Source organism: Rhizobium oryzicola (assembly GCF_030504645.1).
GTDB lineage: Bacteria > Pseudomonadota > Alphaproteobacteria > Rhizobiales > Rhizobiaceae > Neorhizobium > Neorhizobium oryzicola.
In genome coordinates this window covers 15,439-40,044 of record NZ_JAUKWQ010000016.1, presented here as the reverse complement: position 1 = coordinate 40,044, position 24,606 = coordinate 15,439, and the positions used below count along the sequence as shown (strand labels likewise).

Annotated in this window: 26 protein-coding genes; 10 read left to right on the top strand and 16 right to left on the bottom strand. The window is 57.8% G+C overall.

The genetic code is table 11. The features are described 5' to 3' along the window. Positions 1-10 precede the first annotated feature (10 nt). From Q2T52_RS25925 to Q2T52_RS25890, 8 genes are read right to left on the bottom strand one after another with little or no spacing between them, the layout of a single operon-like run. Entirely contained in the window at positions 11-1,039 is a 1,029-nt protein-coding gene (locus Q2T52_RS25925; protein ID WP_037093751.1) for a TrbL/VirB6 family protein, read from the bottom strand. Between the two features lie 4 nt (positions 1,040-1,043). Then, entirely contained in the window at positions 1,044-1,280 is a 237-nt protein-coding gene (locus tag Q2T52_RS25920) for a hypothetical protein (protein WP_142523761.1), read from the bottom strand. After that, complete coding sequence (locus Q2T52_RS25915; RefSeq protein ID WP_302079812.1) at positions 1,273-1,971, bottom strand: type IV secretion system protein; 699 nt, start codon at positions 1,969-1,971, stop codon at positions 1,273-1,275. The genes Q2T52_RS25920 and Q2T52_RS25915 overlap by 8 nt, the downstream gene beginning before the upstream one ends. Positions 1,972-1,985: 14 nt before the next feature. Continuing rightward, positions 1,986-3,077: a lytic transglycosylase domain-containing protein gene (locus Q2T52_RS25910; protein ID WP_302079811.1), complete on the bottom strand. Its 1,092-nt coding sequence runs from the start codon at positions 3,075-3,077 to the stop codon at positions 1,986-1,988. After that, positions 3,074-5,533, bottom strand: a complete 2,460-nt coding sequence (locus Q2T52_RS25905) for a VirB4 family type IV secretion/conjugal transfer ATPase (protein ID WP_227705950.1) — start codon at positions 5,531-5,533, stop codon at positions 3,074-3,076. The genes Q2T52_RS25910 and Q2T52_RS25905 overlap by 4 nt, the downstream gene beginning before the upstream one ends. A 3-nt stretch (positions 5,534-5,536) precedes the next feature. Beyond that, positions 5,537-5,836 (bottom strand): VirB3 family type IV secretion system protein, encoded by a 300-nt coding sequence (locus Q2T52_RS25900; RefSeq protein ID WP_081950740.1) that lies wholly within the window; start codon positions 5,834-5,836, stop codon positions 5,537-5,539. Further along, positions 5,836-6,183: a TrbC/VirB2 family type IV secretion system protein gene (locus tag Q2T52_RS25895; protein WP_037093745.1), complete on the bottom strand. Its 348-nt coding sequence runs from the start codon at positions 6,181-6,183 to the stop codon at positions 5,836-5,838. The genes Q2T52_RS25900 and Q2T52_RS25895 overlap by 1 nt, the downstream gene beginning before the upstream one ends. A 10-nt stretch (positions 6,184-6,193) precedes the next feature. Further along, positions 6,194-7,168, bottom strand: coding sequence for a lytic transglycosylase domain-containing protein (locus tag Q2T52_RS25890; protein ID WP_302079810.1), 975 nt, complete (start codon positions 7,166-7,168; stop codon positions 6,194-6,196). Between the two features lie 159 nt (positions 7,169-7,327). On the opposite strand from Q2T52_RS25890, the gene Q2T52_RS25885 reads away from it, so the two are divergent. From Q2T52_RS25885 to Q2T52_RS25860, 6 genes are all read left to right on the top strand, one after another. Beyond that, positions 7,328-7,936 (top strand): hypothetical protein, encoded by a 609-nt coding sequence (locus Q2T52_RS25885; protein WP_115672744.1) that lies wholly within the window; start codon positions 7,328-7,330, stop codon positions 7,934-7,936. Then, entirely contained in the window at positions 7,933-8,469 is a 537-nt protein-coding gene (locus tag Q2T52_RS25880) for a thermonuclease family protein (protein ID WP_302079809.1), read from the top strand. The genes Q2T52_RS25885 and Q2T52_RS25880 overlap by 4 nt, the downstream gene beginning before the upstream one ends. Beyond that, positions 8,466-9,170 carry a thermonuclease family protein gene (locus tag Q2T52_RS25875; RefSeq protein ID WP_302079808.1) on the top strand — a complete coding sequence of 235 codons (705 nt, stop codon included), beginning with the start codon at positions 8,466-8,468 and terminating at the stop codon, positions 9,168-9,170. The genes Q2T52_RS25880 and Q2T52_RS25875 overlap by 4 nt, the downstream gene beginning before the upstream one ends. Beyond that, positions 9,171-9,482, top strand: a complete 312-nt coding sequence (locus Q2T52_RS25870; protein ID WP_302079807.1) for a hypothetical protein — start codon at positions 9,171-9,173, stop codon at positions 9,480-9,482. A gap of 360 nt (positions 9,483-9,842) precedes the next feature. After that, positions 9,843-10,163 carry a hypothetical protein gene (locus Q2T52_RS26855; protein WP_367187375.1) on the top strand — a complete coding sequence of 107 codons (321 nt, stop codon included), beginning with the start codon at positions 9,843-9,845 and terminating at the stop codon, positions 10,161-10,163. A gap of 9 nt (positions 10,164-10,172) precedes the next feature. After that, a complete protein-coding gene (locus tag Q2T52_RS25860; RefSeq protein ID WP_302079841.1) occupies positions 10,173-10,595 on the top strand; it encodes a hypothetical protein in 423 nt (140 codons plus the stop codon). Between the two features lie 26 nt (positions 10,596-10,621). Here the strand turns inward: Q2T52_RS25860 and Q2T52_RS25855 are convergent, their stop codons facing one another. Together Q2T52_RS25855 and Q2T52_RS25850 are read right to left on the bottom strand one after the other, a co-directional pair. Continuing rightward, positions 10,622-10,903: a hypothetical protein gene (locus Q2T52_RS25855; protein ID WP_137040018.1), complete on the bottom strand. Its 282-nt coding sequence runs from the start codon at positions 10,901-10,903 to the stop codon at positions 10,622-10,624. A gap of 305 nt (positions 10,904-11,208) precedes the next feature. After that, on the bottom strand, positions 11,209-12,357 hold the full coding sequence (locus Q2T52_RS25850; protein WP_302079805.1) for a site-specific integrase: 1,149 nt from the start codon (positions 12,355-12,357) through the stop codon (positions 11,209-11,211). A 190-nt stretch (positions 12,358-12,547) separates the two neighbouring features. Between Q2T52_RS25850 and Q2T52_RS25845 the strand changes: the two genes are divergently transcribed. The 3 genes from Q2T52_RS25845 (at position 12,548) to Q2T52_RS25835 (ending at position 15,970) form a co-directional block, all read left to right on the top strand. Then, on the top strand, positions 12,548-13,690 hold the full coding sequence (locus tag Q2T52_RS25845) for an RHE_PE00001 family protein (protein WP_302079840.1): 1,143 nt from the start codon (positions 12,548-12,550) through the stop codon (positions 13,688-13,690). Positions 13,691-13,825: 135 nt separating this feature from the next. Beyond that, positions 13,826-14,659, top strand: a complete 834-nt coding sequence (locus Q2T52_RS25840; RefSeq protein WP_302079804.1) for a DUF5131 family protein — start codon at positions 13,826-13,828, stop codon at positions 14,657-14,659. Positions 14,660-14,698: 39 nt separating this feature from the next. After that, positions 14,699-15,970 (top strand): three-Cys-motif partner protein TcmP, encoded by a 1,272-nt coding sequence (locus Q2T52_RS25835; protein WP_302079803.1) that lies wholly within the window; start codon positions 14,699-14,701, stop codon positions 15,968-15,970. A 259-nt stretch (positions 15,971-16,229) separates the two neighbouring features. Here the strand turns inward: Q2T52_RS25835 and Q2T52_RS25830 are convergent, their stop codons facing one another. From Q2T52_RS25830 to Q2T52_RS25815, 4 genes are all read right to left on the bottom strand, one after another. Then, a complete protein-coding gene (locus Q2T52_RS25830; protein WP_302079802.1) occupies positions 16,230-16,886 on the bottom strand; it encodes a hypothetical protein in 657 nt (218 codons plus the stop codon). Between the two features lie 175 nt (positions 16,887-17,061). Beyond that, positions 17,062-17,703, bottom strand: coding sequence for a hypothetical protein (locus Q2T52_RS25825; protein WP_302079801.1), 642 nt, complete (start codon positions 17,701-17,703; stop codon positions 17,062-17,064). 385 nt (positions 17,704-18,088) lie between these two features. Further along, positions 18,089-19,540, bottom strand: coding sequence for an argonaute/piwi family protein (locus Q2T52_RS25820; RefSeq protein ID WP_302079800.1), 1,452 nt, complete (start codon positions 19,538-19,540; stop codon positions 18,089-18,091). Beyond that, a complete protein-coding gene (locus Q2T52_RS25815; RefSeq protein WP_302079799.1) occupies positions 19,540-21,297 on the bottom strand; it encodes an SIR2 family protein in 1,758 nt (585 codons plus the stop codon). The genes Q2T52_RS25820 and Q2T52_RS25815 overlap by 1 nt, the downstream gene beginning before the upstream one ends. A gap of 254 nt (positions 21,298-21,551) precedes the next feature. Between Q2T52_RS25815 and Q2T52_RS25810 the strand changes: the two genes are divergently transcribed. Beyond that, positions 21,552-22,421, top strand: coding sequence for a hypothetical protein (locus Q2T52_RS25810; RefSeq protein ID WP_302079798.1), 870 nt, complete (start codon positions 21,552-21,554; stop codon positions 22,419-22,421). Positions 22,422-22,925: 504 nt separating this feature from the next. Here the strand turns inward: Q2T52_RS25810 and Q2T52_RS25805 are convergent. Further along, positions 22,926-23,642: an HAD-IIA family hydrolase gene (locus tag Q2T52_RS25805; RefSeq protein ID WP_302079797.1), complete on the bottom strand. Its 717-nt coding sequence runs from the start codon at positions 23,640-23,642 to the stop codon at positions 22,926-22,928. 85 nt (positions 23,643-23,727) lie between these two features. Beyond that, positions 23,728-24,570, bottom strand: coding sequence for a phosphodiesterase (locus Q2T52_RS25800; protein WP_302079796.1), 843 nt, complete (start codon positions 24,568-24,570; stop codon positions 23,728-23,730). Positions 24,571-24,606 lie beyond the last annotated feature (36 nt).

The following is a 24,606-nucleotide window of genomic DNA, read 5'->3' as shown; positions in this document are numbered from 1 at the left end:
CACCAGTTGCCTAGTTGGGCAGACTGTTGTTGGTAATTCTGTTTTGCATCGCTTCTGCTGCACCGGCGTTTTGGATGTTTTCCCTCATGCCGGCATGGGTTCTGGCGCGTGCGGCCATTCCTAATTCTCCAGCTCTCCCGGCTACAGAACGTGTCGCGGTCAAAGCTCGTGCCGGCAGTGCAACACCGGTCGCGTAGCCAACCGATCGAGCGATCTGCCCAACGCCCGTTGCCACGCCCCCGGTAATTCCCTGGGCGAGAGTTTGAATGTTGAAGAGGACAAAAGCGCCAGCCGCACAGATCAGGACGAAAGCCGAGATATCGTCCAGCTGGATCTCGTTCGCGGATGCTGCCGCTGCGACCTTCTGCAGTTCAGCGTCCATGGTCGTGATGAGAAAGGCGGCGACGACGTAAACGAAGAGCGGAATGATCGCGTACGTCAAAACCTGCTGGAACCAAGCCATTCCGTACTGGCGTGTGGAATCAAACAGTAGGCAGGCGATAAAGATCGGTGCGGTGCCAAGCAGCACCCACATCATCACCTTCGCAAGCACGAGGATGGCAAGCGCAACGGCAATGAACAGCCCAACCGCCAGCATGATCAGGAACCCTACAAGGCCCGGGAGAATGGCGAAGTAGCCTGACTGCTCCGCGAATGCTGCTGCTGCCTCATTGGCCGTCTCCCAAATCATGGAGAGGCCGTCTGTCGGCTCAGTTATCCCGGTACTGCTAGCCGTCAGGAGCGCCCGCCCCACGTCTTCCGGCGTGTTGTTCAGCCAGTCGTAAAAGAAGAGTTGGAAGTTGCCCCACTGATCAATGAAGGCGACGATGAGCATCATCCGCACGACCCGGCCGACGATCTCGCCGACGCTCACTCGCGCGGTCCCCATGACAAGTTGAAGTCCGTAATAGGCGACGTAGGCAATAAGCATGATCGTCAGCAAGGGCATGATCTCGTCGCCAACGACCTCATAAGCCCGTTGGGAGAAATTCCGCCCTGCATCTTCAAGAGCCTCAAGCAGGCCGCCTAGAAAGTTCATGGGGTCACTGCTCTCCGCTTGCAGCGAAAGCGTCGATCGCCGCCAGCGCTTCCGATGGGTTGCCATTCACGCTGGTCATTGGGCCACATTCCTGTCGCGGATCCTCGGCGTAGGATGTGAGGTTTGCCGGCCTCTTGCATGGTGCAGTCTTCTCTTTCGGAGCACCGGCGCAGCCAGTTACGCCGGCAGCAACCAGAACGGAGAGGAGCACAAAACCATTCACTCGAAATGTCTTAGTCACCGTAGGTCAGCGCCTTCTTGGTATTGGAGATGTCGACAAGGCGGCGCTGGTTTTGAGCCTGCAGGGAGCCGACCGCCCCATTCATCACGCCAATCATTTCGTTGATCGTCAGGCCGGTTTGAACCTGCAGCTGCGTGTTCTGATCGATGGACCCCTTGATGTCTTGGGCCTGGCCGATCTGCTGACCTGCCTGCTGGAATGCCTGTGTTCGCGACTGAACGGCCTGTTGCGAGCCGGTGACTAGGGCAGCAACTCCAAGGACGGTCTTCATCATCTCTTCGTAGGACTTGTCGCCGGAGAACGTGCTGTCCGCCTTGCCAGACAAGTTCTTTACCAGCTGAAGGCCGTTGATGAAGGTGGTGGCAATCTGGTCGATGTCACCGCCCATGCTGCCGAAGTTCGGGACTCCGCCCTGCATCAGGCTGTCGAGTGACGGCATCTGAGAAACGCTGAACCCTTGACCAACGGCGAGGTTCTGCATGGGATTTGAAACGCTCCCGCGATCCCCCGTGACGGCTTTAAGCGTCTCTTCTACCGTCTTCAGAACCTCCTTGTTCGTATCCAGGATCTGATCGGTCGTCTGAGAGGTTTCCGTTGCAATCTTCAGGTTGGCGCTGTCGATCACGGGAACCTGTGCAAGTGCGGTAGACGCCATCGCTAGCGAAAACGCAGTCAGAAATGCTCTTTTCATGGCCGTTCTCCTTGTCATTCGGCGCTCAACATCAGCTTCATGTCAGCCTCTGGTTCGAGTTTTCGAACGCAGGCCTGTTCCTCCGGATTCCACTCAAGCTGCAGTTCCTTGTCGCAGAGGTCAGCTACCTCGCGATCGTCTTCCTTCTCGTCTCGCTTGTAGTCGCTGGACCGCGAAGACCCCGAGAGCCCGCCCAGATCGAGTGCATTTTGAGAATTCATAAGCTCCGCCATCGTTGTTCCGAGGCGGATGACCTGGTTCATCATCTCGAGGTTCGCATTGCGTGCGCCAGAATTGTGGTCCCAGCTGTCTTGGATCGTGCCGCTTTCCATCTGGCCGAGTTGCTGAAGCCATGACGCGACGTTCCCGCTGTTTTCGGAAATCGACTGGCTGGTTGCCATTGAGTTGATCGTTGTGTCTCTCGCACCTGAAAAGCCCGACGTGCCTCCGCCGAAGTTTTCGGGGATGTTCGACACATCAGAGCCTCCAAACTGAGGCATCCACTTGCCCTTGATCGCGGCTACATATCCCTGCGTCTCCTTGAACGGAGGAATGCCGCCATACTTCCGAACGTTGCCTGGCCCCGCGTTGTACGCGGCGAGCGCAAGATTGGTATTGCCGTTGAAGGTCCGGAGCTGCTGCTTCAGGTAGCGTGCGCCGCCACGAAGGTTATCCTCGATATCGTGAGGATTCACGCCAAGATCCTTGGCTGTGCCCGGCATCAGCTGCGACAAGCCCATGGCGCCGACAGGCGACTTTGCGCAGGGATTGAACCGGCTCTCCTGGTAGACGAGAGACATGAAGAGGGTTTCGTCTACCCCTTCCTCACGCGCCACTCGCTTTACGAGCCCGACAATCTCCGGATTGGCTTGTGCTGCCGAGGGGGCGTCACCTCCGCGCCCCGGCCGGTACATCGAGCAGGTGACGCTCTTGCTCACGGAGTGCCGGCGACTGTCTGTTTCTTCGATCTGCTTCGTCGTTTCATTGCGCACCGCATCTGTTGAAGTGAGGGCGCCATCCGTAACAGGAACCTGCGAGGAGGCGGGGGGCGCTGTTCCCCAAGCCAAGGCTGCAACCAGCAGCGTTAGAGTCCGACTGTTCCTCATTCGGCCTTCTCCCATCCGCAGAATTTCGCCAACCAGTTTTCGGGTTCGTCTCCGTACTGCTCGCGAAGTGCCGCGCACTCCTCGATCGTCTCCTTGCGTCCTGAAAGCACCTTCACGAGATCTGGCATTGTCGACAGATCGAGACGCGCAATGACAGAGTCGTTGCCATGCTTAATCAGGAAGGTTCTCTTTTCAGGAGGCGTGTTCTTGATGAACTTGAACTCCTTGACCGTCAGGCCGAAGCGCTTGATGTAACTTTCTTCGTCAGCCCGTGGGTTCGGGAAGTGGATGTTGGTCGCCGATTGCTCAATGAGCGTGTGCGACGCTTTGGATTTGGTAATGTCAGCAGCCGACTGCGTACCAAAGCCCACGATGCCGTTGAGCTTTCGGATCGTCTTCATCTTGTCGACGATAAAGGCGCTGAAAGTGTCATCCATCAGCAGCTGCCAGCCTTCATCCATGAAGAACATGACGGGGTTACCGTCCAGCAGCTCGTCCAGCCGATGGTAAAGATACATCAGCGCAGGGGTTCTTAGCTCCTCGTTTCCGAGGATGTTGGTCATATCAAAGCCAAAGACGCTGTGACCCGAGAAGGACAGGACGTCATGGGGCGCGTTGAACAGCCAGGCTTTTTCGCCTTCGATCCAAGGGCGAAGCCGCGAGTATAGATCGTTGGCATCGGCCTTGGACCGCCCCATCAAGAGGCCGGCAAGATTGGGGAGGTTCCGCTGAGCTGCCGGCTCCTGCATGATCCGGACGATTGCTTTTTCCAGCGTGTCCTCGTCCTCTTGCGTGAAGTCGGTGCGACGATCGCCGCGCAGCATGGCCTTGAGCAGACGGACCAGAAATTCCCGGTTCTCGCCGGTGTTTTCCAGTTGCAGCGGGTTAAAGCCCGTGGGTGTTCCCGGAGACAGAACCTCGTAGGCTCCGCCGATCGCCCTGACGAAGATCTCAGCCCCCCGGTCCTTGTCGAAGAACACGGCGCGAGGCGTGGGTGAAACCCGCATCGCCTGAGCCAGCAGGAAGGTCAAACCTACGGTCTTGCCGGATCCTGTCGGACCAGTCACCGTGAAGTGCCCGATATCGCGACGGTGGAAGTTGAACCAGTAGGGGGTTTGTGAGGTCGTTTCCAGAATGGTGATCGGCAGGCCCCAATGGGTGCGATCCGCTTGTCCAGTCGCGAAATTATGCATCGAGGAAAGGCCGGAGAAGTTGGCGCTCGACAGCATAGCGATGCGGGAGATGTAGGAGCGGTTTCCCGGCAGCTGCGCCCAGAACGCCGCTTCAAGATTGAGATCCTCCCGGAGCCAGTTGATGTTCATGTCGGTGAGGCAAGCGCCAAGTTCCGACACGCAACGGCTTAATCCCTCGAGGTCCCGCGAAATGCACAGAAGCGAAAAATGATGGAAGCCGAATACAGCCTCCTGATTGAGGAGGCTGTTCAAAGCATAGTCGATGTCGGATTCGACCGAGCTACCTGCTTCGTCGGAGGCCTTGATTTGGCGTTGAAGGCGACTGATCCGCTCTTGTGCAATCGGCTTGTCTGCAAGGGTAAAAGACTGCGTCAGGATGAACTCGTGGTTCACCTGCAGCAACCCATCCAACATGCCGGGACCAGTGAATGGGGGATATTCTTTGATCGAGAGTAGAGCGGCATAGCGGCTATCTTCTTCCACCGCCGCTTGTGCCTGCATCGTCCGCTTTGAAAAGTGAAGCCGTGAGGTGCCGACGTAGTTGCGAATTCCCATGCGTGGAAGCCGCATCTTTCGCGGCACACCGCAGGTCAGGATCGTGTTGAAGAACTCGCAGGGCTCCGAATACGGATCGCCCTTAGCGTCTTCTCCATCGATGTCCTTTTTCGCTGTATCGTCTGATTTCTTGCGATACGTGATGCCAAGCGGCTTTGCGCCGTACTTGTGCAACTCTTTCACGATATTCCCAACCAGCTCTTCGAGGTCGGTCACGTCTTCACGGGTCGCTTGGGCCCTGGCCTCTTTGTTCGAGCGTTCAAAGATCCGCTTCAGCGAGTCGCCGAGGCCAAGCGCCCCTTTCATGCCCGAACGCACGATCGTCAGGTAGATTTCGTTCGTGAACATCCGCTTCTTGCGAAGTTGGTCCATATAGCGATCGTTCAGGATCTCGCAGAAGGAGGAATCGAACGAACCGCCGATTTCGGTCTCGACCTCACGACGGATTACAGTCGACCAAAGAGAATAGCGGCTCGAACCTAGTGCTCGGATCATGGTGTTCTGCACAACAGAACGCATGTTCAATTCGGCCTGGTCCTCCGTCTGGAAGAACAGTCCATCAAGCTTGATGACGCTGATCAGAGTTCCATTCTCGAGCCCGATGACCGTGTCAGACACATGCCGCATATAGGGGATGTGAACGGACATAGGCCGCTCGTTGCCGGCGACCTTCCCAAACCCAAGCTCTTCCTTGACGACTTTCAGCATCTACTATGGTCCGTATGAGTTGGTGCCCCAAAAGCGCTTGTTGGGGGTCCTTGGCGTCTTGCGGGACGTGACCTGCAGGACGTCGAGAATCTTGCTGTCCCAGGCACAAAGCGAGAAAAGGACAAGGTAGGCGGCTGGCGCGATCAGCAGTGCCGCCAGATGGTTCGTCACCAGCCACCCAATGATTGTCACGCCGATGATCAGGACGACCGCCATGTAGGGCACGCCCCATAGCGTCGGAGAACGGGTCAAGCCGATCACCAACGGCGTCAAAGCTGGCTTCTCGTCCTGAAAATCGCTCATCAGCCGCCGCCTACCGACGAAATCATCTGGTCAACGATGGCAGGGGCGCCGAACACGAGACCGATGCCAATGACGACGGCTCCGGCCGTGAACCACGAAAGCCTGCCGGCAAAGGCAAGGAAGCCGAGGCCAATCACGGCGATGATTGCCATCAGACGTCCGAAGGGGCCGGTGATGAAGTCAACGATCATCTGTACGGCTGTCTGAAGGGGTGCGAATGCACCGCCGCCGCCACCGCCAGCCTGTGCAAGCGCTTGATCAGCGCCTGCAACCTGCAGGGCTGCCACCAAGCCAATGACGGCTACTGCCTTCAATGCCCCGGAATGCCGGGAAACGACGTTCTTCATAGTTCTCTCCTTAAAAATGCATCACGCCGCCGACGAACTTGCCGGTCTTCTCCACAGCGATGACTCCGGCATCGCTGGTGTTCTTTGCCGCCATGTCTCGGACGATCCCGCTCGCCTTCCGTTTGCCGGCTGGCATCGGTAGGCCAAGCTGGAAATTCACGACCTTTGCGACATAGCCGACGGTTTCTTGGAATGGCGGAACGCCGCCATATTCGTAGATGCGCCCCTCGCCGCTGTTGTAAGCGGCCGCGACCAGAAGCGGGTTCTCAAACTCATCGAGCAGGAAGCGGAGGTACTTCATCCCGCCCTCGATGTTTTGAGCGGGATCACAAATGTCCTCAACACCGAAGCGAGCCGCCGTCTCGGGGATAAGCTGCATCGGTCCGCGGGCGCCTTTCGGTGAATTGCGGATCTCATCGAAGCGGCTTTCGGCCCAAGCAATAGCAACCGCGAAGCCCTCATCGACGCTGTATCGGCGCGCAGTGGATGCAACCAGCGCTTTAATCTCGTCAGGTGACAGGGGTGACGGCCCGCACTCTCCAACGGGAGTTCCTGCCCCTAGATTTTCGGGGGTATCACTAGATGTAGTATATAGAGTAGGAGTTTGGACAGGCTCAATGCGGCCCGTGGCGCGCTCTGAGACATCAAAATACGCGCTGACAGACGCATCAATGTGATGCTCTTCGGCGCCCACATCTTTCGACGTCGTTGCGCCCAATACTTCAGCTCCGCCCTTCGTGACAACACCGTTTGCACCAAGGACGAATTCCTTCTCTGATGTCTCGACCCCGCTCCAGCGATCTTCGAAGTTCGTGACAAGAGATTCCTCGTTGATTGTCACAGAACCGTTGTAATTGCTGGAACTACGCCCTGTTGTGGCTAGGTCTTGTGACGCAGCCGTATTGGCCGCGAGCAGCATGGATAATGCTGCGCTAGTCAGGGTTCGCGGGCCCAGATACCCTGCATAGACAGTGTTTTTATCCATCGCACCCGCCCGTCAAACGGTGTTGTGATCGCCACGAAAACCGACTAGAGTTAATGCACGCATGATACCGATTTGATGCATTCTTACAAGTTTTCTGATCGGTGTTAAACCCTATTTTGCAGGGTCAACAATCGCACTACGGATGGTTAGGGCTAGAATATGAAACAGGCCATCATTCCCGCGCTTCTAAGTTGCGCATTGGCAACACAAGCGCTTGCCGCTCCTGCGGTGAACAAGGACTACATCAGGTCACTGGCGGCGCCGGGCAAGACGGTTCTTGTCGTCGAGTATTACGACGGGACCGGCAAAGTCGCTGATCGCAAGGGTTACGCCACGGCCAATGGCTTCAAGGCTATTTCGGCAACTGAGTTTCGCGTCGATGAATCGACAACGTTGCATCTGTATGGCGTTCAGCCTTGCAACGGCGATCTGGTCAATCGCGCGGAGGACTATTCCGGGACTTGCGAGGAGTTTGGTACGCAGCAGCTGCAAACGATGCTGCAAAGCCCCAAGGTGCTGTTCTGCAGGGCCTTCATCAGTGAGCAGACAGCCCCCGTTCAGGATGTCACTTGCTACGGCTACTATAACTATCCTGGAGCAATGGACACGGTCGATAATCTTGAGGAGCAGCTTCTGTCGTTGGGAGCGGTTCGCCTGACTAAGAAAGCCGATGGTTCATTCGAACGTCCTGATCTCACGGAAGCTCAGGAAATCGGCCAGAAGGGTTCCTACGGCATGTGGGCAGATCCTCGGGTGAAGGCGCAATGAAGCTTGCTGCTGCACTCGTCGCGACTCTACTGCCCTTTGCAGCCAATGCCGCACCTGAAGGGTACTTCGATCTTGCTCCCGGCATTACCTTGGAAACGGGGGACACCTGGATTTCGAACGGAAAACGGTTTCGTCTCTATGGCATCCAGTCCTGCTTGCGCGGCACTGCCTACACGGACGGTCAGGGCAACAAGAAGGATTGCGGCGAGGCATCGCTTGCGATGTTGGCTGCCTACATCAAGGACACCAAACCGATCTGTGCCCCCGTGGCGAAGCTAAACGGCATCTCATATGTCGTTTGTTACGCCACGGTTGGCAGTCAAAGGCTCGACCTCGCGCAGATTATGGTGACAAGCGGCTATGCATTCGCCGCCTTGAAGACCGATGGTCTCCCTTATCATGCCCCCTACGCCATAGCCGAGCAGCTTGCTCAGCAAAAGAAGGCCGGCCTTTGGCAATTCTCCGACGTTCAGCACCCTTCCATCCTGCTTAGTCGTGAGGCGAACCAGCGATCGAGGAGCGCCCAGCCATGAGAAACCGCCTTATCGTTGCTATCGCCGCAAGCTCTTTGGCCCTGCCGGCGTTTGCCGCCGATCCGATCTATCAGAACTGGCACGCCCTACGCGGTCAGGCTGCGCCTCCTGTTGCTGCTGCTGTTCGGTTGCCGACGTTCAAAGGCCCGGTAACCGTTCTCGACGGCCGAACGCTATGGTTCGGCACGCTTGGCAATGGCTATAAAGTAAGGTTGGCTGGCATCGACACCTGTGAGCTTCCTCAATGGGCTTTGAACCCAAAGTGGACCAACCGCGACAAGCAACAGGCTCCAACCCCCGTTCCATGCGGTCCCTTCGCCAAGGCCTGGCTGAAAAGGACTGTCGGAAACAGACCCACGACTTGCGTCGGTTTGGCCTACGCGAACGATGGGATACCCGTCGCACAATGCACGGCTAACGGTGTGGATCTCGCCGCCGAAATGCTGCGCGTCGGTTGGGCTCGTCTCGATTCCCCTTACATCAACGCCCAATATTATGCCTATCAGACCAACGCCATGGCCGCCCGGTATGGGATGTGGGGAACCTACGTGTTGGACATGAACGAATGGCGCCGCAAAGCCGTCGACAAGACGCTAGATCGGCATCCGATCGCCGACTTCAATTTATTGGCCGAGAGGAAAAGCGAGATCTCTCCTCCTTTTGCTGATGCGCGAAACAAGCCGAAGAGGACAGACCGATAGTTGCCAGACCTCGCACATATTGCGACCTCTCTCGCAACGGATCCCTTGGCTGGCTTGCTGCTTGCCATCTCCCTCTCGATCGCCCTCATAATCCCGGCGCAGAGACTCTGGTGGATCCACGCGCTACTAGCGGCCTTCCTTCTCATCCTGTCGCTGGCTTTCCACGACAAGCGTCACTTGTCCTTCGACAGCTATCTGGTCGGGCTCCTAGCCTTCGCCGCGGTTTCTCGGGACATTCCCAATCAGCCACTGCTCTATCGCAGCGGCATTTCCTGGTTTGCGTGCTTCGCGCTGATCTCGGCCGTCATCTAAGCCGCAGGCGAACGCATCCAGCACAGGACTCCGCTCGAAAGACCTTTTCCGAGCCGGCAATTTCAGCAGCATTGATCAAGAGGGGCACCTGATATGAAACCAGTGTTTTTTGCAGCAGCCGGTCTCGCGGCTCTTGCCATCTCTCCAGCATCTGCCAAGGCCGAGGATGCCTCATGGGGTTGCCAGATCCTCTTGTGCGCAGCCTCACAAAGCCCGTCTTGGCATGGCGTCCCCTACTGCGTTCCCCCGATGAAAAGACTCATATCAGCTATGGCGAAGCCCGGCTTCTCCTGGCCGATCTGCCATGAAGCAAAAGCCGGAAAGCCGGGCTATGAACCTTACGAGGAATGCCCTGCCGGCATGACCGCCGTTTCCTCCCGCACCGACGGGGATCGGTCGTTCTTGGGCCGAGACGACAAGGATCAGTGCACGAAGACCGTCAACCAGTGCAGCAACCGTGCCGCCTTCCGTACCCAATTTGGTGACAGCCAAGAAAACGAGCGCAAGGGTGTCACGATCCGGCAGATCAACCAGAACAACGACAATGATGTTTTCAACCGAGACAATGGCTGCATGGTGCAGATTACTCAGCCCCGCCCTCGCCGCGCGGATCCTTATTATTTCGACATTCCGAACGATAAGGGCGTCAATCAGCGCGCTTGGTTCAACCTGAATGACTGAGTGGATGACATGAACAGCAACATTCTCATCGTAGCAGCCGCAGGTATTGGCATTCTCGCCGGTGCTGGAGGTACTTATCTCATCATGCCGGAGCCAGAGCCGGTTGTTCGGGCCCCTACTGATGCGGAGATCGCGGCCCTTATCGCAGCCAATCCCTCCCTAATTCCCGAACCTCCGACCCCTGTGCTTGAAATACCGACAGAAGAGGAAGCTCTAGCCGCATACCGCAAGGCTTATGCCCGCAATCCTCTGAGGACCGGCCGCGGTGAAGCCGATGTAACCCTTGCTTTGGGAGAGTGTGACGAGAACGCCAGCGGTCCAGGCGTATCATGCGTTGCGGCCATCAAGAGGAATGCAAACGCAGCTCCTCTCGATCGCGTTATTGGATTTGCCAAGTCTTCATCCGGCGAATGGGTTGCCACCAACTACTGATTTCAGGGCCAGATGCCTGTTGATCATCAATGCCCCGATAGTGAGATGGAGCCTGAAAGAAGAAGCTCCATTTCCTCAGGGTTTAGGCTCCCCTTGGAGGCAATTAGGTACCCCGCTATGTAAAGTAGCTTCTGATCTCTCTCATCCTGATCTGACGGCGCGTGCCTGATGATTTCCATACGTGCATTCGCTTCTTGATCCATGTCAGCGCCGCCCTCGCCGTTGACGGCTGCCAGGTAGACGGCTCGGTGACGTTCGACCTTCACGGACAATGGCTCGTTGGGTTGCAGCTCAAGCTCTTCTGTCATCTTTCCCTCTCCACAAGCGCAAGCGATCACTCCTTGGCCTCCCGAAAATCGAATGGAGGGCAGGAGCCCCGCTCCTGCTCCCGAGCTCGTGCGGAACAGCTGGAGAGAGGGGGACAAGCGCTAAACCGGAGGGGGATCACCCACCCGGAGGGCCGAGACGGATTTCATGGAAATGCGGCCGGTGCTGCAGGCCGCAGGCCGAAGCATGGGGAGACCGATTTAGTGCTTGTGGGGGAGAGAGGGCAGAGCGCCTTTCTCCCCTCTCAGTGAGTCGAATAAAGTCGCATTTCGGGCGATACCGGACATCAGAGGAGCCTTGTTGCCCGGCCGCTTCTCCTTGTAGCGCTATTGTAATAGCTCGATGCTTGTTGAACGGAGCGATGTCTTGACTGCTCCATGGCTTCGGGTAGGGGGATACCGCGATTGGCGGCCTCCGTCAGATAACCCGATCGCAAACCGTGCGCAGAAAACTCCCCAGGCTCGAGCCCGGCCAGCGCCGCCCGCTGCTTGACGATCGCATTGACCGCACTCGGCTCCAGCGCCCGCTTGGAAACATTGCCCCAGCGATCGATCTTCCGAAAGATACTCCCGCCTTCAATCCTCGCAGCCGCAAGCCAGGCATTGAGCGCATCTACGGGTCGGCCCGTCAGATAAACAACCTCGTCGTCGTCCGAGCCTGACGTCTTGGTGCGACCCAGATGAATGGCGAGAGAGGGGAGGGGAGGAGCGCCCTCGACGGTGATCGGCGGCTCGACTGTCAGTTGCTCTTTCCGCAGACCAGCAATCTCGCTGCGGCGGCGACCACCAGACGCAAACGCCACCATCAGGATGGCCCGGTCACGGACATCGCGCAGGCTGTCGGTGCAGCAGGTGGCGAGCATCTTGGCGAGCACATCGCCGGTCACCGCCTTGGCGCTCTTGCGTTTCCTTGGCCGCGGTGTCGCGCGGACGGCTAGGCGTATCGCCGATTTTAGCGAAGGGGAGGAGAAGACGCCCGACAGCCCGCGCCATTTCGTCAGCGTCGACCAACTCGCAAGGCGCCGGCGCACTGTGTCGGGCGCATGCGGCCCGGACGAACGAAGGAAGCGTTGCTCGCGCAGGCTCTGCTCGACGTCAGCTGGCATGCCATGATGAGGATCGATGTTACGCTGGTCGGGCTGCCACAAATGGTGGGCGACAAATTTCAGCAGCAGAGCTTCAGGCGCCGGCCAGGGGAGGGAGGAGCCGGTGGCAGCCAACGACCAAGCCTGCAGATAGGCAAGGTCGGAGGTGAGTGCGCGCAGTGTGTTTCCGCCCATGCCTTCGTTGACCAGATGGCGCAGCGTTTCAATGTCCTGGTCAGTGAGCAGTTCGGCAAGCTCATCGCGCCGGTCAATCGGCAGCACGCTGGCAATGGTGTCGAGCTCTTGGGCGCGGTGGTCGACTGGGGTCTTGGAAATGGACGGTTTGGCCAAAGTGAGACTCCGGATCGGCGGCTTTTACGGCCGAGCGGCCGTGGATTTACCGGATTCTTTCTGATTTTCGATTCGAGATCAATCACATTTGATAAGGGTTACTTATCGGGGGGTCAGCGACCCCGGGCTCATTTATATGATGTACGGAACCGTAGGTGATGTATAGCTTTCGCTTAACGAATCATTTACCATAAATTCAATGTCTTACGATCTCGCAAGATTACCCATCCAGAGCTTGCTGCGGCCCACTTCCGAGGCAGCGGTCGCGCTTGCGCGTCTCGACGAGCGCATCGCCCGTTCTCCCGTCGGTGAAGGCTTTCTTGAGCGCTCGCATTTCCTCGATGCGCATGCCTCGCTCTGGGTCGATGGCGAACTCGTCCATCTCGAAGACCTCGTCCTGCATGACTCGCTCCGGAATATCCGCGCACCGACCCACGAACTCACCATCGCCCACGACATCCTGAAAACTCGCCGTCGCATCGCCGCCCATCCACCCGCCTGGGCGCTCTCCGCTCAAGGCCTCGCTTCGCTGCGCGGGCGGGCGTGGCCCGCTGCATCATCGGGTGGCGACGGGGAGGGGGTGCCGGATAGGGGTGTCGAGGTGAGCGACACTGGGGCTGGAGTGGGTGAGGCCGAAGATCCGGACAATGACGATCTGGGTGATGCCTTTGCCGCGATCGATGCGGTTCTTGCCCGCTCGGACGCCGCGATTGAAGAAGCGAAGAAGCCGGGCCGCGCCAAAAACGCTCCGGACAAAAATCCCTTCGTCTACGACCTCGACTGGGATGAGGACGAGCGGCTGGCGGAGTGGCAGGCCGTTCTGGCGCGCGCCCAGGATTTGCCGTCGGTCCTCCAGGCGATCGTGGCGCTCGATGCCTGGAATGAGATCGCCGTCCTCCAGCATGCGCCGTGGCTCGGCCGGCTGCTCGCTGCCTCGATCCTGCGCGAGGGCGGCGTCACCACCGGTGGCCATCTCGCAGCGATCAATGTCGGGCTCAAGGCTATTCCAGTCGATCGGCGCCGGCATCGTGATCGCGAGACGCGGTTGCTGGCGTTTTCAAGGGCGTTGGTGATTGCCGCCGAGACGGGGCTGAAGGAGCATGATCGCCTGGTGCTGGCGCGGCAGATGATGATGCGCAAACTTGAGGGACGCCGGACGTCATCGAGGCTGCCGGAGCTTGTCGAGCTCGTCATGGCGCGGCCGCTGATCTCGGCCGGCATGGTGGCAAAGACGCTTGAGGTCACACCGCAGGGAGCGCGGCGTATTGTTCAGGAACTGGGGTTGCGGGAGATGACGGGCAGGGGGAGGTTTCGGGCGTGGGGAGTAGTTTAAATAACGCGTTGAGGCGACGGCCCAGCTGGTGACGCTCAGATTAAAACGCGATCACAACCTTAATCATTTTGTGACAGGAGAGAACGAAAGTAGAATCACCAGGCGAGTTGCAGATTTTTGGCGAGAGGTGTCACCATGGCGATGAATTCAACGATCGAATGGACCGACCACACTTTCAACCCGTGGACCGGCTGCACCAACATCAGCCCAGGTTGCGATAACTGCTATGCCGAGGCTTGGGCCAAGCGGTCCGGCCAGGTGAAATGGGGTAATTCGCCGCGCAAGCGCACAACAGAGAGCTATTGGAAAGCTCCGCATATGTGGCAGCGCAAGGCCGCAGAATTTGCGAGCGTTCACGGTCGAAGGCAGCGCGTGTTTTGTGCTTCGCTTGCCGACGTTTTTGACAACCAAGCAGATCCCAAGTGGCGTGAAGATCTTTTCAAAGTCATCCGTGCCACTCCATCGCTAGATTGGCAGTTGCTGACCAAGCGCCCGCAAAATATCCAGAAAATGCTGCCGGCCGATTGGGGCAGCAAGGGATATTCGAATGTCTGGTTGGGCTTCACCGCTGAGGATCAATCCCGTTTCGATCAAAGGAAGCGGTTCCTCTCGCTCATCCCCGCTCGCGTCTGGTTTGTGTCCTACGAGCCGGCAATAGGCCCGCTTCGGATATCACAAGGCGATCCGCGGCCGGACTGGCTTATCAGTGGCGGAGAAAGTGGCCCGCGCGCTCGCCCTATGGTGAGCCAATGGGCGCGAGATATCATTGCCGATTGTCAGGAATACGGTATCGCAGCTTTTCACAAACAATGGGGAGCGCCCGGCAATAATCCGCTTGTGCAAGAGCAAGGAATCTTGCCATCGCAAGTCAAAGAAGTTGATCCTCATGGCAAAGGGGGAGGTCTTGTTGATGGCAGGTTGGTGAGGCAGTTTCCCAAAGGCTGCGAAAAGGTAGAAAAGGCCGCCTGAACTTGACAGCTCTACATGTCGAACGCAACTTAGACTTGGTTGGCATGGGGAGTCGCAACGATCGCCGAATTTGGATGGAAGCTAGGCGGTGAGCTGCCGCCCCTAAGCGCTCACAGCGGCGCAAAATTGCGTCTCATCGAGACCTATCTTCAAAATTATTTCCCAGCAACGCTTGTCAGCCATGCCCAGGAGAGGCAGCGCATCACGCTGGTTGACGGGTTTTGCGGCGGTGGTCGATTTAGTGATGCCGGCGAGCTTATCCGCGGCACACCACTTCTCTTCCTGGATGCTGTAAGCAAGGCTCAGGAGCAAGCTAACGTTGGGCGGACAAAGTCGCTCACCATCGATGCCGAGTATCATTTCGTTGATAGCAAAAAGGACCACATCGATTTTCTTCGCGAGGAGCTGACGAAGGAAGGGCACCTTGCGGCGATCGGGAACTCGATATTCCTTCATCACGCAAAGTTCGAGGTCGTCTTCCCGGATATCTGTCGCAGGATCGAGCAACGCACGCGAGGCGGGGTAGGGCGCTCGATCTTCCTCCTGGATCAAAAAGGCTATTCGGACGTAGCCTTTGAAACCGTTCGAAAGATACTCCAGTTTTCAGCGGGCGAGTGCATCCTCACCTTCGCCGTCGGCTGGCTTATCGATTATCTCACGGACAAACCCCAAACCGTCAACCGTCTTGCGCCGATTGAAATTACCGAAGATCAGCTCCGCGAATTCCTTCGCTACAAGGGCGAGCATGGGGGGCGTTATGTCATCCAACGCTTGCTGCTGCGACATATCTCAGGCATGACAGGCGCGAAATTCCAAAGCCCATTTTTCCTACGGTCAAAAGAAGCTCGGAAGGATTTATGGCTGGTGCATCTCTCAAACCACCTGAAGGCCAGGAACGTGATGGTCGACAGCCATTGGCTGATCAATAATCAATCCTTGCACCAGGGGCATGGTGGGTTGGAAATGCTTGGCTTCAATCCGAACCTCGACCCCAGCAATGCTCCGGATTTTTGGTTTGGACCCAAGGACGAAGAAGTCATGAAGCATCGGCTCGCCGACGACTTCCTGCGCCGAATCCGCGATACGCATGGTGACGCACCCGTATCTTATGGTGACTTCGTGACATCGATTGCCAATGAGACGCCTGCACGCCTGAGCGACATCGATAAGGTTACAGCGCTTCTGGTCGGGGAGAAGGAATTGGATCTCCGCAACGCGGCGAATTCACCAAAGCGCACATCTTCTCCGATCTATAGAGACACGATAGGTGTCTCTCAGCAAACGCGCTTGTGGCCGGCGCGGGCGCTTTAATCTGGGCGATCTCGGATAGAGTACGCCTTGGCGCTTGCCGAACCGCTCGCCATGCAGATCTGTTTGCGCGGCGGTCGGAGGGTCTTTGGACAAAACCCATCCGTTCCGGCTTCAGCAAATTGGTATCGCGACGTGATCGGCTCATCAGGGCGACGGTTAGCCTGACGGGAAGCGCCGACCACCCGCTGCCTTCTGGCTCCACAAGGTGTAGTTCCTCGGGTTCTCCCATGTTTCCTCGCAGGGCGAACAACAGGCGAGGTCAGGGCTTGGTCGCGATCATTGCCGTGACGGTCTCGACCTTGTCGAGCCAATCGGCTGTGGTGACGTCGGTCCAGGCGACGATCGAGCGGATGCGATCATACTCCTGCTGCACATTGCGGCGGAAGATAGGTTCGTGATGGGCGATGCGGTTGCGCAGGTCGCGGACCTTCTGAAGCTTGTCGAAACCCTCGCTGCGCAGCTGCTGGACGGTCTTGGCAGGGTCGGCATTGGGAAAGACCGTCATCAGCTGCGAATTCCAGATCGTCTTGTCATGACTCAAAGTGAACATGCGCTCCCAAAAGACGAACTTCAGTTCGGCGACGATCTTGCCGGCTGTCGGCAGCCGGCGTGCAAGATCGGTCAGGTCGCGCCGCGGACTATAGCCGCGCTGCGGGTTTCTGAGCGAAATTTCAAAACCCTTCTCCCAAGGCCAGTTGGCGCCATACGTGTTCTCGATGGCGGTGACGATTGAATTTCGGACGCTAACTTCGCATATCTGCAGAGGGACAAGAAATGCCGCCGATACTTCCATGTTCCAGCGGTACAGCTCCAACGCCGCTTCCTTGTCACTCGCCTTCTCGGCCAGATAGGTCGCAAAGCGAGGGGCCGACAAGACCGATGGAAGGCTATGGATCTCTTCGGGCGTGAAAGGCATTGTCTCTATTCCATATGCTCTGTCGGCCACGATTCCGTTGACAGCCGTGCAGTGCTTGTAATAAAAGCATATCTGAAAGGCGCGTGAGGTCGCGGGTTAACACCACCCTCATCGTCATACGATCTAAGGGAAAGGCCCGCCTCTGGCGGGCTTTTCTCGTTTTGACGCGTCGCCATCAGACGCTTTGCTCGCTGCCAGCTGCAACGGGTGCGTCGGCGGCGACTTGCCCCGCGGCTGCGGTTTTCGCTGCTTCCGCTGCGGCCTGCTGCTGTCTCACGAGTTCCAAATGCTCGTGAAATCCTTCGATCTCGCCGAAAGCACCGATCTCCATGACCCGGTCGATGAAGCGAGCGTAAAGGCCATCCTGGATCTGCCCGTTCATCTTCATCCACTCGACCGCGACGTTGGGATTTACGAGGAAGACGTAATGAAATTCTCCCGACGGGCCCGCCTTGGTCTGGATAAACCACAGAGCTCGCAGAGCCTTCATCCGCTTACGCCAGGTATCGACGACCCGTGTGCCTGTAAAGCCAGCTTCGGCTGCAAAGGTCGTTGGGTTTTCGATCGTCAGAAATGGATAGTCGGGCGCACGCGCCCAAAGGCTGAACAACGTGTGGCCGGCCGGGTTTCCCTTCGACTGGTTGTCGATCGCCTGCATGGCGATCGGCAGGGTGCGGGGCAGGGTGGTATAGCCATCATTCGTCTTGCGGTGCCAAAAGAAGTCTGCAGGCACGCCAGGAAAATGCAGCTGCATCTGCTGCTGCGCCCGCTCGGCCATCTTAAGCCGCTTCACCGTTGATTGACGCCCGTTGGCCATTGGACCAGATCCTCTTCAGCTCGTTGTTGAACCGACAATGACTGAACCGGATGCGCGCGGCAACGAGGGAATACGCGCGCCAGAAAGCTGCGTTGAATCCTATTAAATCGACCTCGGTGAAGGTGTAGAGATAGGATATAACTGGGTCTGATCCCCTGAATTGCGCGATTTGGCGCAGACGTGTAAAGAAAATTGTTGCAATACAGTAGGTTGCGGAGTGTGTGCGGTGCTCCGCGTCTTCCCGTCCTGCTGTCCTCCTCTGTCTTCCCGCTGCTCCTGGGGTTTAGGGGGCCTCAGCTGGTGGCCTGACCCAGCTTAAAACGCATTTTTTTAACTGCTGGCTCTCGTCGATCTCGACTTCGTATCAGGTCGCGATCGAGATCTATTACATAAAAAGACGGTACGGATAGACACTCTTTGGCAGGTCGGGGACATTCGCGATCGTTCGCGCGAGCCGCTGTGAATAGCGGATACTTACCGGGACCGGATCGTAGAGCGCGTCATTGTTCCAGTCCATCTTCGTCAATGCCAGTGCTTCATGGGCTGACAATTCGAGCGGGCCGCTCCCGGCGTGCCTGATCAATTGCAACGGCTTGGGGATGCTCTTCTTGCCCTGATAGTAGTCGCCTTTGGTCGAGACTTCAGGTGCGTTGCCTGCCACCCAGACAAGCGCCGAGGTCCCAGACCTGATAACACAGGTTCCCCTGGGGACGGGATAGCCCGATGGCTGGGAAGGTGGGCTCTTTCGCCCTGACGAGATGAGCCATACGCCACGCCAGCCCGGGGACGGGTTGATCTCGATACATTCTATTTCCGGAACACCGGCAAGAGCATCGAATGCACCGTCGATCTCGGATTGTTTAAACGCGGTGGTTTTGTGGATCACCAAACGCTTCGGAAGAATTCCGCCGTTGCGGCCCTGATAAAGTTCTAGGCTGCGGGCAAGCACGGCACGCATGTCGTCACGGCTGAGAAAAGGATTCCGGCGCGCTTCGGCGGCATCAGCAACCGGATCGCGAGCCTCGAACGCGACAAACTGCATTCCGCCGCCATCCATGTCGAAAACCTGCGAACAACAGGTGACGTAATGGGCGTCGCGCTGATCTCCTCTCAGCGCATAGGCTAGCCCGATATAGGCCGTATCCGTCGGAACACCTTTCAGAGGAGCAAGTTTCCAAGGCGTACCGGCAGCTTTCACATAAAGAGCGATCGCGAGGCGCCAAGAGCGGGATGCTGCGTGTGAGAATGAGAAAACGCGGTCGTTGATAACCTGTGTCGGTATGTTGTACTTCGCGCCAAGCGCCTTCAGCGCATCATGGGCGTCGAAAAACTTGCCGCGTGTCGCGGCTGCCCAATCGTCGGGAAAATGCACGAGGACGACATCGAATTCTGCCCTGACGGCGTCCAGCCGCCGCAAAGCGTCTTCCATGGCGAGGAAGAGACGGGATTGGGCATCGCCCTGGCCGGGGAGCTGATCGAGAGCGTCCGGCCATTTGATATGGGTGCCGCGTCCAGCGGGCTCGAGGCTGACGTGAAAGAGCGCCTCAAAGCCGGGATAGGGCGGCACGTATTCCGAGCGATCACTCGGCTGGTAGGCATTGCGCAGCGACGCCATCAAGTCGCCGCGCCGCCTGAACGTGGCTTCGGGCCCAACAGTCGCAATCCGCAGTGTCGATGTGTAGCCGCCAAATGAACCCTTCGAATAGGGTCCGAAGTTGAGCAGTCCGCGCAGCGGATGTACATCGACCTGCCTGTCGTCGGAGGCCGAAAAGGAAAGCAGCGGCTCATCGAGGAGCGAAAACGGAGGAAGCCTCGAGGCATGACTTTGCGTTGCCATCATTTCTTCCTGTCAAAATAGCGGTGGTGGTGACTCGGCCGGCTCCATCCCGTGACCTCATTAAGTCGGAACACGGCATCCACGCCCGCACTGTCCTCAAGGCCAAACGCCTTGGTCTCGCCATCGGCGGAACGGGTCAAAAGGCCAGCCCATGCGTGAATGATGGCGGCCCACTGTTTGTTGTATCTTTGCGCCCAACGCTCCCGTCGCCAGTCGCCAGCCGGATCGCCGCCATGGCGTTCACGGGGCACCGAGAGCGGATCGAGCGAAGGCTCGCGGGCAATACTGCCGGTGCCTGCCGCAGGGTCCAGCCTTGGAATGTCCACATGAGTATATGGCTCGAACCCACACCACCATCGCCCGTCGATCTGTTCGAGCTTCAACAGAATGCCCTCTGAAAATGGAAAGCCGAGGCCGGGGACAGAGCCTGTTAGCGGGCTTTGATAGGCATCACGAAGTGGCTTCAGGCTCTCGTTACGTCTGCGTCGCCGCTGTTCATCTTCACCCTCGCGTGGTGATGAAACCGTCAAGGAGTGGCCCGAGCGTCGCAGGCGTGGAGTAAGCGGGCGCCAACGCGAAAAGGCCGTCACCAGTGCGTCATAGAGAATGCCGAGAGCCCAGCTGTCAGCCTCCGGGTCAAGAGCGATAGTTCCGGCCAGTTTCGGATTGAGCGACGACAGAGCTTTCAACATCTCCTGGTCATTCCCGAATGCTGCGATCTCGCGGCCGTTCGCGGCGATGATCGCCCGACATTTGGCGGCTTTGAGGAGCTCCCGAACAGCAGGGGAGGTTGTCGACTGCCCAAGGACAATCTTTCGCGCATGCGACGGAAGTGCCTCGACCAGAACGGCGGAATACCGCAGAACTGGAAAGGCCCGTGCCTCGGACGTGGGTACGGTGACCGGAATTAGCCGAGAATTCGGCCTAGCCTTGATGATGTGGTCGTGCAATTCGCTCGGGAGGTCTATTGCCCTGAAGACGTCTGCCGCAAGCTCATCGAAGGTTGCGCATTCGACAATGGCAACATCGACCCCTGCTTTTTGCGCCTTCGTCAAGAAGTCAGTCACGGCCGGCAGCAGACGGGACGCTGACGATGTCATCCAGTAAAGCCCGTTGGGAAACGGCGACCGCTCGGTCAGGACAGATGACAAGGCGCCCATAACGGAAGCATCGCGCCCGCTATATCCGACGAAAACCATGCCGAACCTTTTACTGGCCTCCACCAGCACATGCCGCATGCGCTCGTCTTGTTTCTCCAGCTCGGAGCCGGTGTTCTTGATGGATATCTCCTGGTAGTCGCCATGGAGTTTTGCGACCAGCGGCCAGTCCGACTCGTTGAGACAGCGTAGCGCCCGTTCAGCAGAATCGATCCCTGCTACCGTCGGCCGACGCTGCATGGCAACCGGACGCAATGCGTTGGCCGATAAGGTTGCATCTTCGATCAGCGGATCGAAGTTCGTGGTGAAGACGCAATCTGCTTTTCCGCCAGCAATCAGGCTCGCCAGGACCTTCTGGCCGAAACAGGGCGAACCCTTCGAGATTGCGTCGTCAATATACTGCCTGCGGTGGCGCGCCTGCGGGTAGACCGCCTCAAAGGCAGCTGCATATTCGGTCGGATCTCCGTCCGCTGGGAGCAGGGATGTGCGGCGGAAAAAAGCGTCGATCCGGTCGATCCAGACAGGATCTCCGGTGTCTATTTCCCTTTTGGAGAGCTTGTTCTCACGACAGAAAATCTGAGCCTTGAAGTCGCGGATCATCGCGTAACCGGTCGGAATTCCGGAAGCCGCCGATGCGCCAGCGCCCAAAAACCATGCGACCAGATTTGGCCTCAAGGCGAGAGCAGTCGAGAACGCTCCTGCAGAAATCGTCGGAATGGGTGGAATAGCTACGCTCCTCTTTCGCGCGATTCTCGATCTTGTATAATCTATTCAATAGCGTGGGGCCTATCGCGAAAGAAGAGCACGCAAACTAATCCACCGTTACTGTCGGATGAGCACGTGAGGGGTGATCGATGGCAAGAATTGATATCGGATTACGGCAGGCTCGAAAGATCGTTAACCTGCCTTTTGCCGAGCGCCTGGCGTTCATCGCGGAGGGATTGCCGATACTCCTGCAGAGCGCGCAAGGACTATACACGGCATCCGAAGCGGTTTCGCAAATGCCGCGAGAATCCATGCTGCTCAAAGGGCACGCCGAAGAAGAAGCTGCCAAAATACTCATCCTCATGGACATCATACGGTGCCCGAAAAAAGAGGTTTCGAGGCGCATTGGGGTGTTGATGGGATGGTATTACGATCATCTGGCACGTCTTCTTTATGCTGAGGCCTGCCAATGGCGCCCGGTCGATTTAAAGGAGCTGCGCGGGATCATCGACCGACGTAGGGTGACCCATTATGTCGAAGGCAATATGGGAGAATTCATCGCACCAAACGATCTCATCTATCGCCGCGAAACGCGGCTTTATGCCGACATCGAAGCCCTGGATGACGGCAGCCTGCAATGGGTTGCACCGTCTGGCTATGTCGGCTTTTACAATCCTAAACCCGACGCCATTGTCGTCGCGGAAGCGCTTGATGCGTTCGGTGCATTTACGGTCGAAGGCCTGGAGCTGATCTCGTCGATTTGGAGCGAGGTCGATTTTAAAGATGAGACGCCGGCGCAGGAAAACGTTCGATTGATTGAAGCAACGCTGACGCAATTAGTCGAAAGAAAAATGGCATCGGAGAGCGCGACAACGGATAATGCTCGCGACCTTTACGGTCGTTGGCAGATGCCACTCTATACGCTCGACATTAAGGCGAGAGAGGTCGCTCGATCGGCCTTGGAGGCAGAGCAGGAGCGCTTGCTTCTGGTGGAAATGGGCGTTGAAAGCGAATACTGACGCGGAGATAAATCGCAGTCCGGGTGGCGTGCTCGCGAAGATGCCATCCATGCTGCCTACTTTTGGGACAAATCGAAAATTGCGAATTATTTCAATTCGGAAATCTTGATGCACAAGCGGCCGCTGGTTCGTATCCCATCAAGGCGGAGGCGACCGGCAGGGCCTCCGACGGAAGCGGAAATTATTGGCATCTGCCTGCAATTTGCTAAGCGAAATTCCCAGCGCAGAAAACGCTCCTGACCACCGCTGCGTCGCCCGCTCCCTACATCACATTGGAGGGCGCGCTCGCGAGCAGCTTCGTTATTACCTAGCTACACCACTCCCCGGGGACACAATCCAATCGATTAGGCGGCACAAGAAAAAAGCGCGAATCCAGCGAACTCAAACTCACGAAGACAGCTATCAGCAGAGGTGTGCTGGAACTAACCTCATCCATCGGTCGGTCAGCAGTTCGAGTCGTTTGCATAGGCAGCTGTACGTTTGTCCAGCAGCGCGAAAAGAGCCTCAAAATCTTTGCGTATCCATTGCCAATGTTGACGCGACATCGAGAAAGCGGATGCCGACGCCGATTGCACCCTTGCCATCAGTCTCCGGATTGTCGCCGACCATCAGCGTCCGGTTCGCAGCGGTACCCAGAATTGCCATGCCGGCTTTAAATATTGCAGGCTCCGGCTTACCGACAATTCGATGAGGAACGGGGCCGGTGCAGGCGAGAATCGATGCGGCAAGCGCCCCGGATTCCGGGACGATAGCCCCGCCCGGGCCCGGATGCGTCCGGTCGGGATTGCAGATGACGAGCTGCGCGCCCGAAAGCACGGCGTTGGCAGCCGCGGCGATCTTATCGTAAGAGAACGCTCGGTCGCGACCGATCAGCACGACATCCGACCGGTCGGCGCAACAATAAAGCCCAAGCGTCCGCGCATAGGCCTTGAGCGCGTCACTGGCGACCATCAGTATCCGGGCCTGCGGCTTTTCTGCCGCCACGAGCCGGATGGCCTCCATGCCCGCTGTCACGATTCTGCCCTCATCGACAGGAAAGCCGATCCGGCCCATCAACGCGGCAATCTCCGATGTGGTGTGTTCGGCGTCATTGGTCACGATGGCGAATTGCCCGCGGCTGGCCTTGATCAGCCTGTCGGTCCATGGCAACACCCGACCGCCGCTGATCAGCGTCCCGTCCAGATCGAAAAGGACGCCGTCGGTAGTCTCGAAGTCATGCATGTGTTGTTTTTTCAAGTCTGCGGAGCCCGTCACGGAAGTTCGTCCTCCCGTGTCCGGGACATCCTGTTTCGAAAATGGGCCGGGATCAGGCTTCGTCTGTCGGGAAGCCGAGCGCATATCCGCGCCCCTTGACCTCGTAGCCATCGAGCGGAAACCGTTTCGATCCGTCGAGGAAGTATTTGAGATGCACCACGACGCTTCGATCCTCGACCGACACGACGGCATAGGCCGGCGGCTCGTGACTGCCGGGAATATTCTCGCCGTGGGGATCGAGTACTAACGGCACCTGATGATTGAGACCGGGAATGAGCGAAAAGGAAATCCCGTGCCAGTTGCCCGAGATCGGCCGATGGACGTGACCGAGGAAAATATGGCGGATGCGCTGCGCATGCGGCTGTAGAACCTGCCAGAGCGCATCCACATCCTGTTGGGTGATCGCGTCCATGGAGGAGATTCCGGTCAGGAAGGGCGGATGGTGCATGAACAGAAGCACTGGCTCCACGCCCTTGGCCAATTCGTTTTCAAGCCAGGCCAGTCGCGGGTCGCAATAGGCGCCGGCATGGGTGCCTGCCTGCTTAGTATCGAGAAACACCAGCCGGTGACCGTCGATGATACGGCTGCCTTGAACGAAACCGTTCCCGTCATCCATCGCACCCGGGAACACAACCCGCAGCGAGGTCCGGTCGTCGTGGTTCCCAACCATCATGACCACCGGAAGCTTCAATCCGTCGATCCGGTGGCGAAGTGCTTCATACGCTGGAACTTCGCCCCAGTGAGCGAGATCTCCGGTCAGCACTATCAGATCGGCGTCCAGATGATCCGCATGAATACTGTCGATGGCCGCATCGAGCCGCGTGCGCGGATCAAGTCCGTAAAGCGTCGCGGGCTGCGGGACCAAGTGGATATCGGTGACATGGACGATTTTCATGGCAAACTTCATCGTGAATGGAGCCACGCGGCCGGC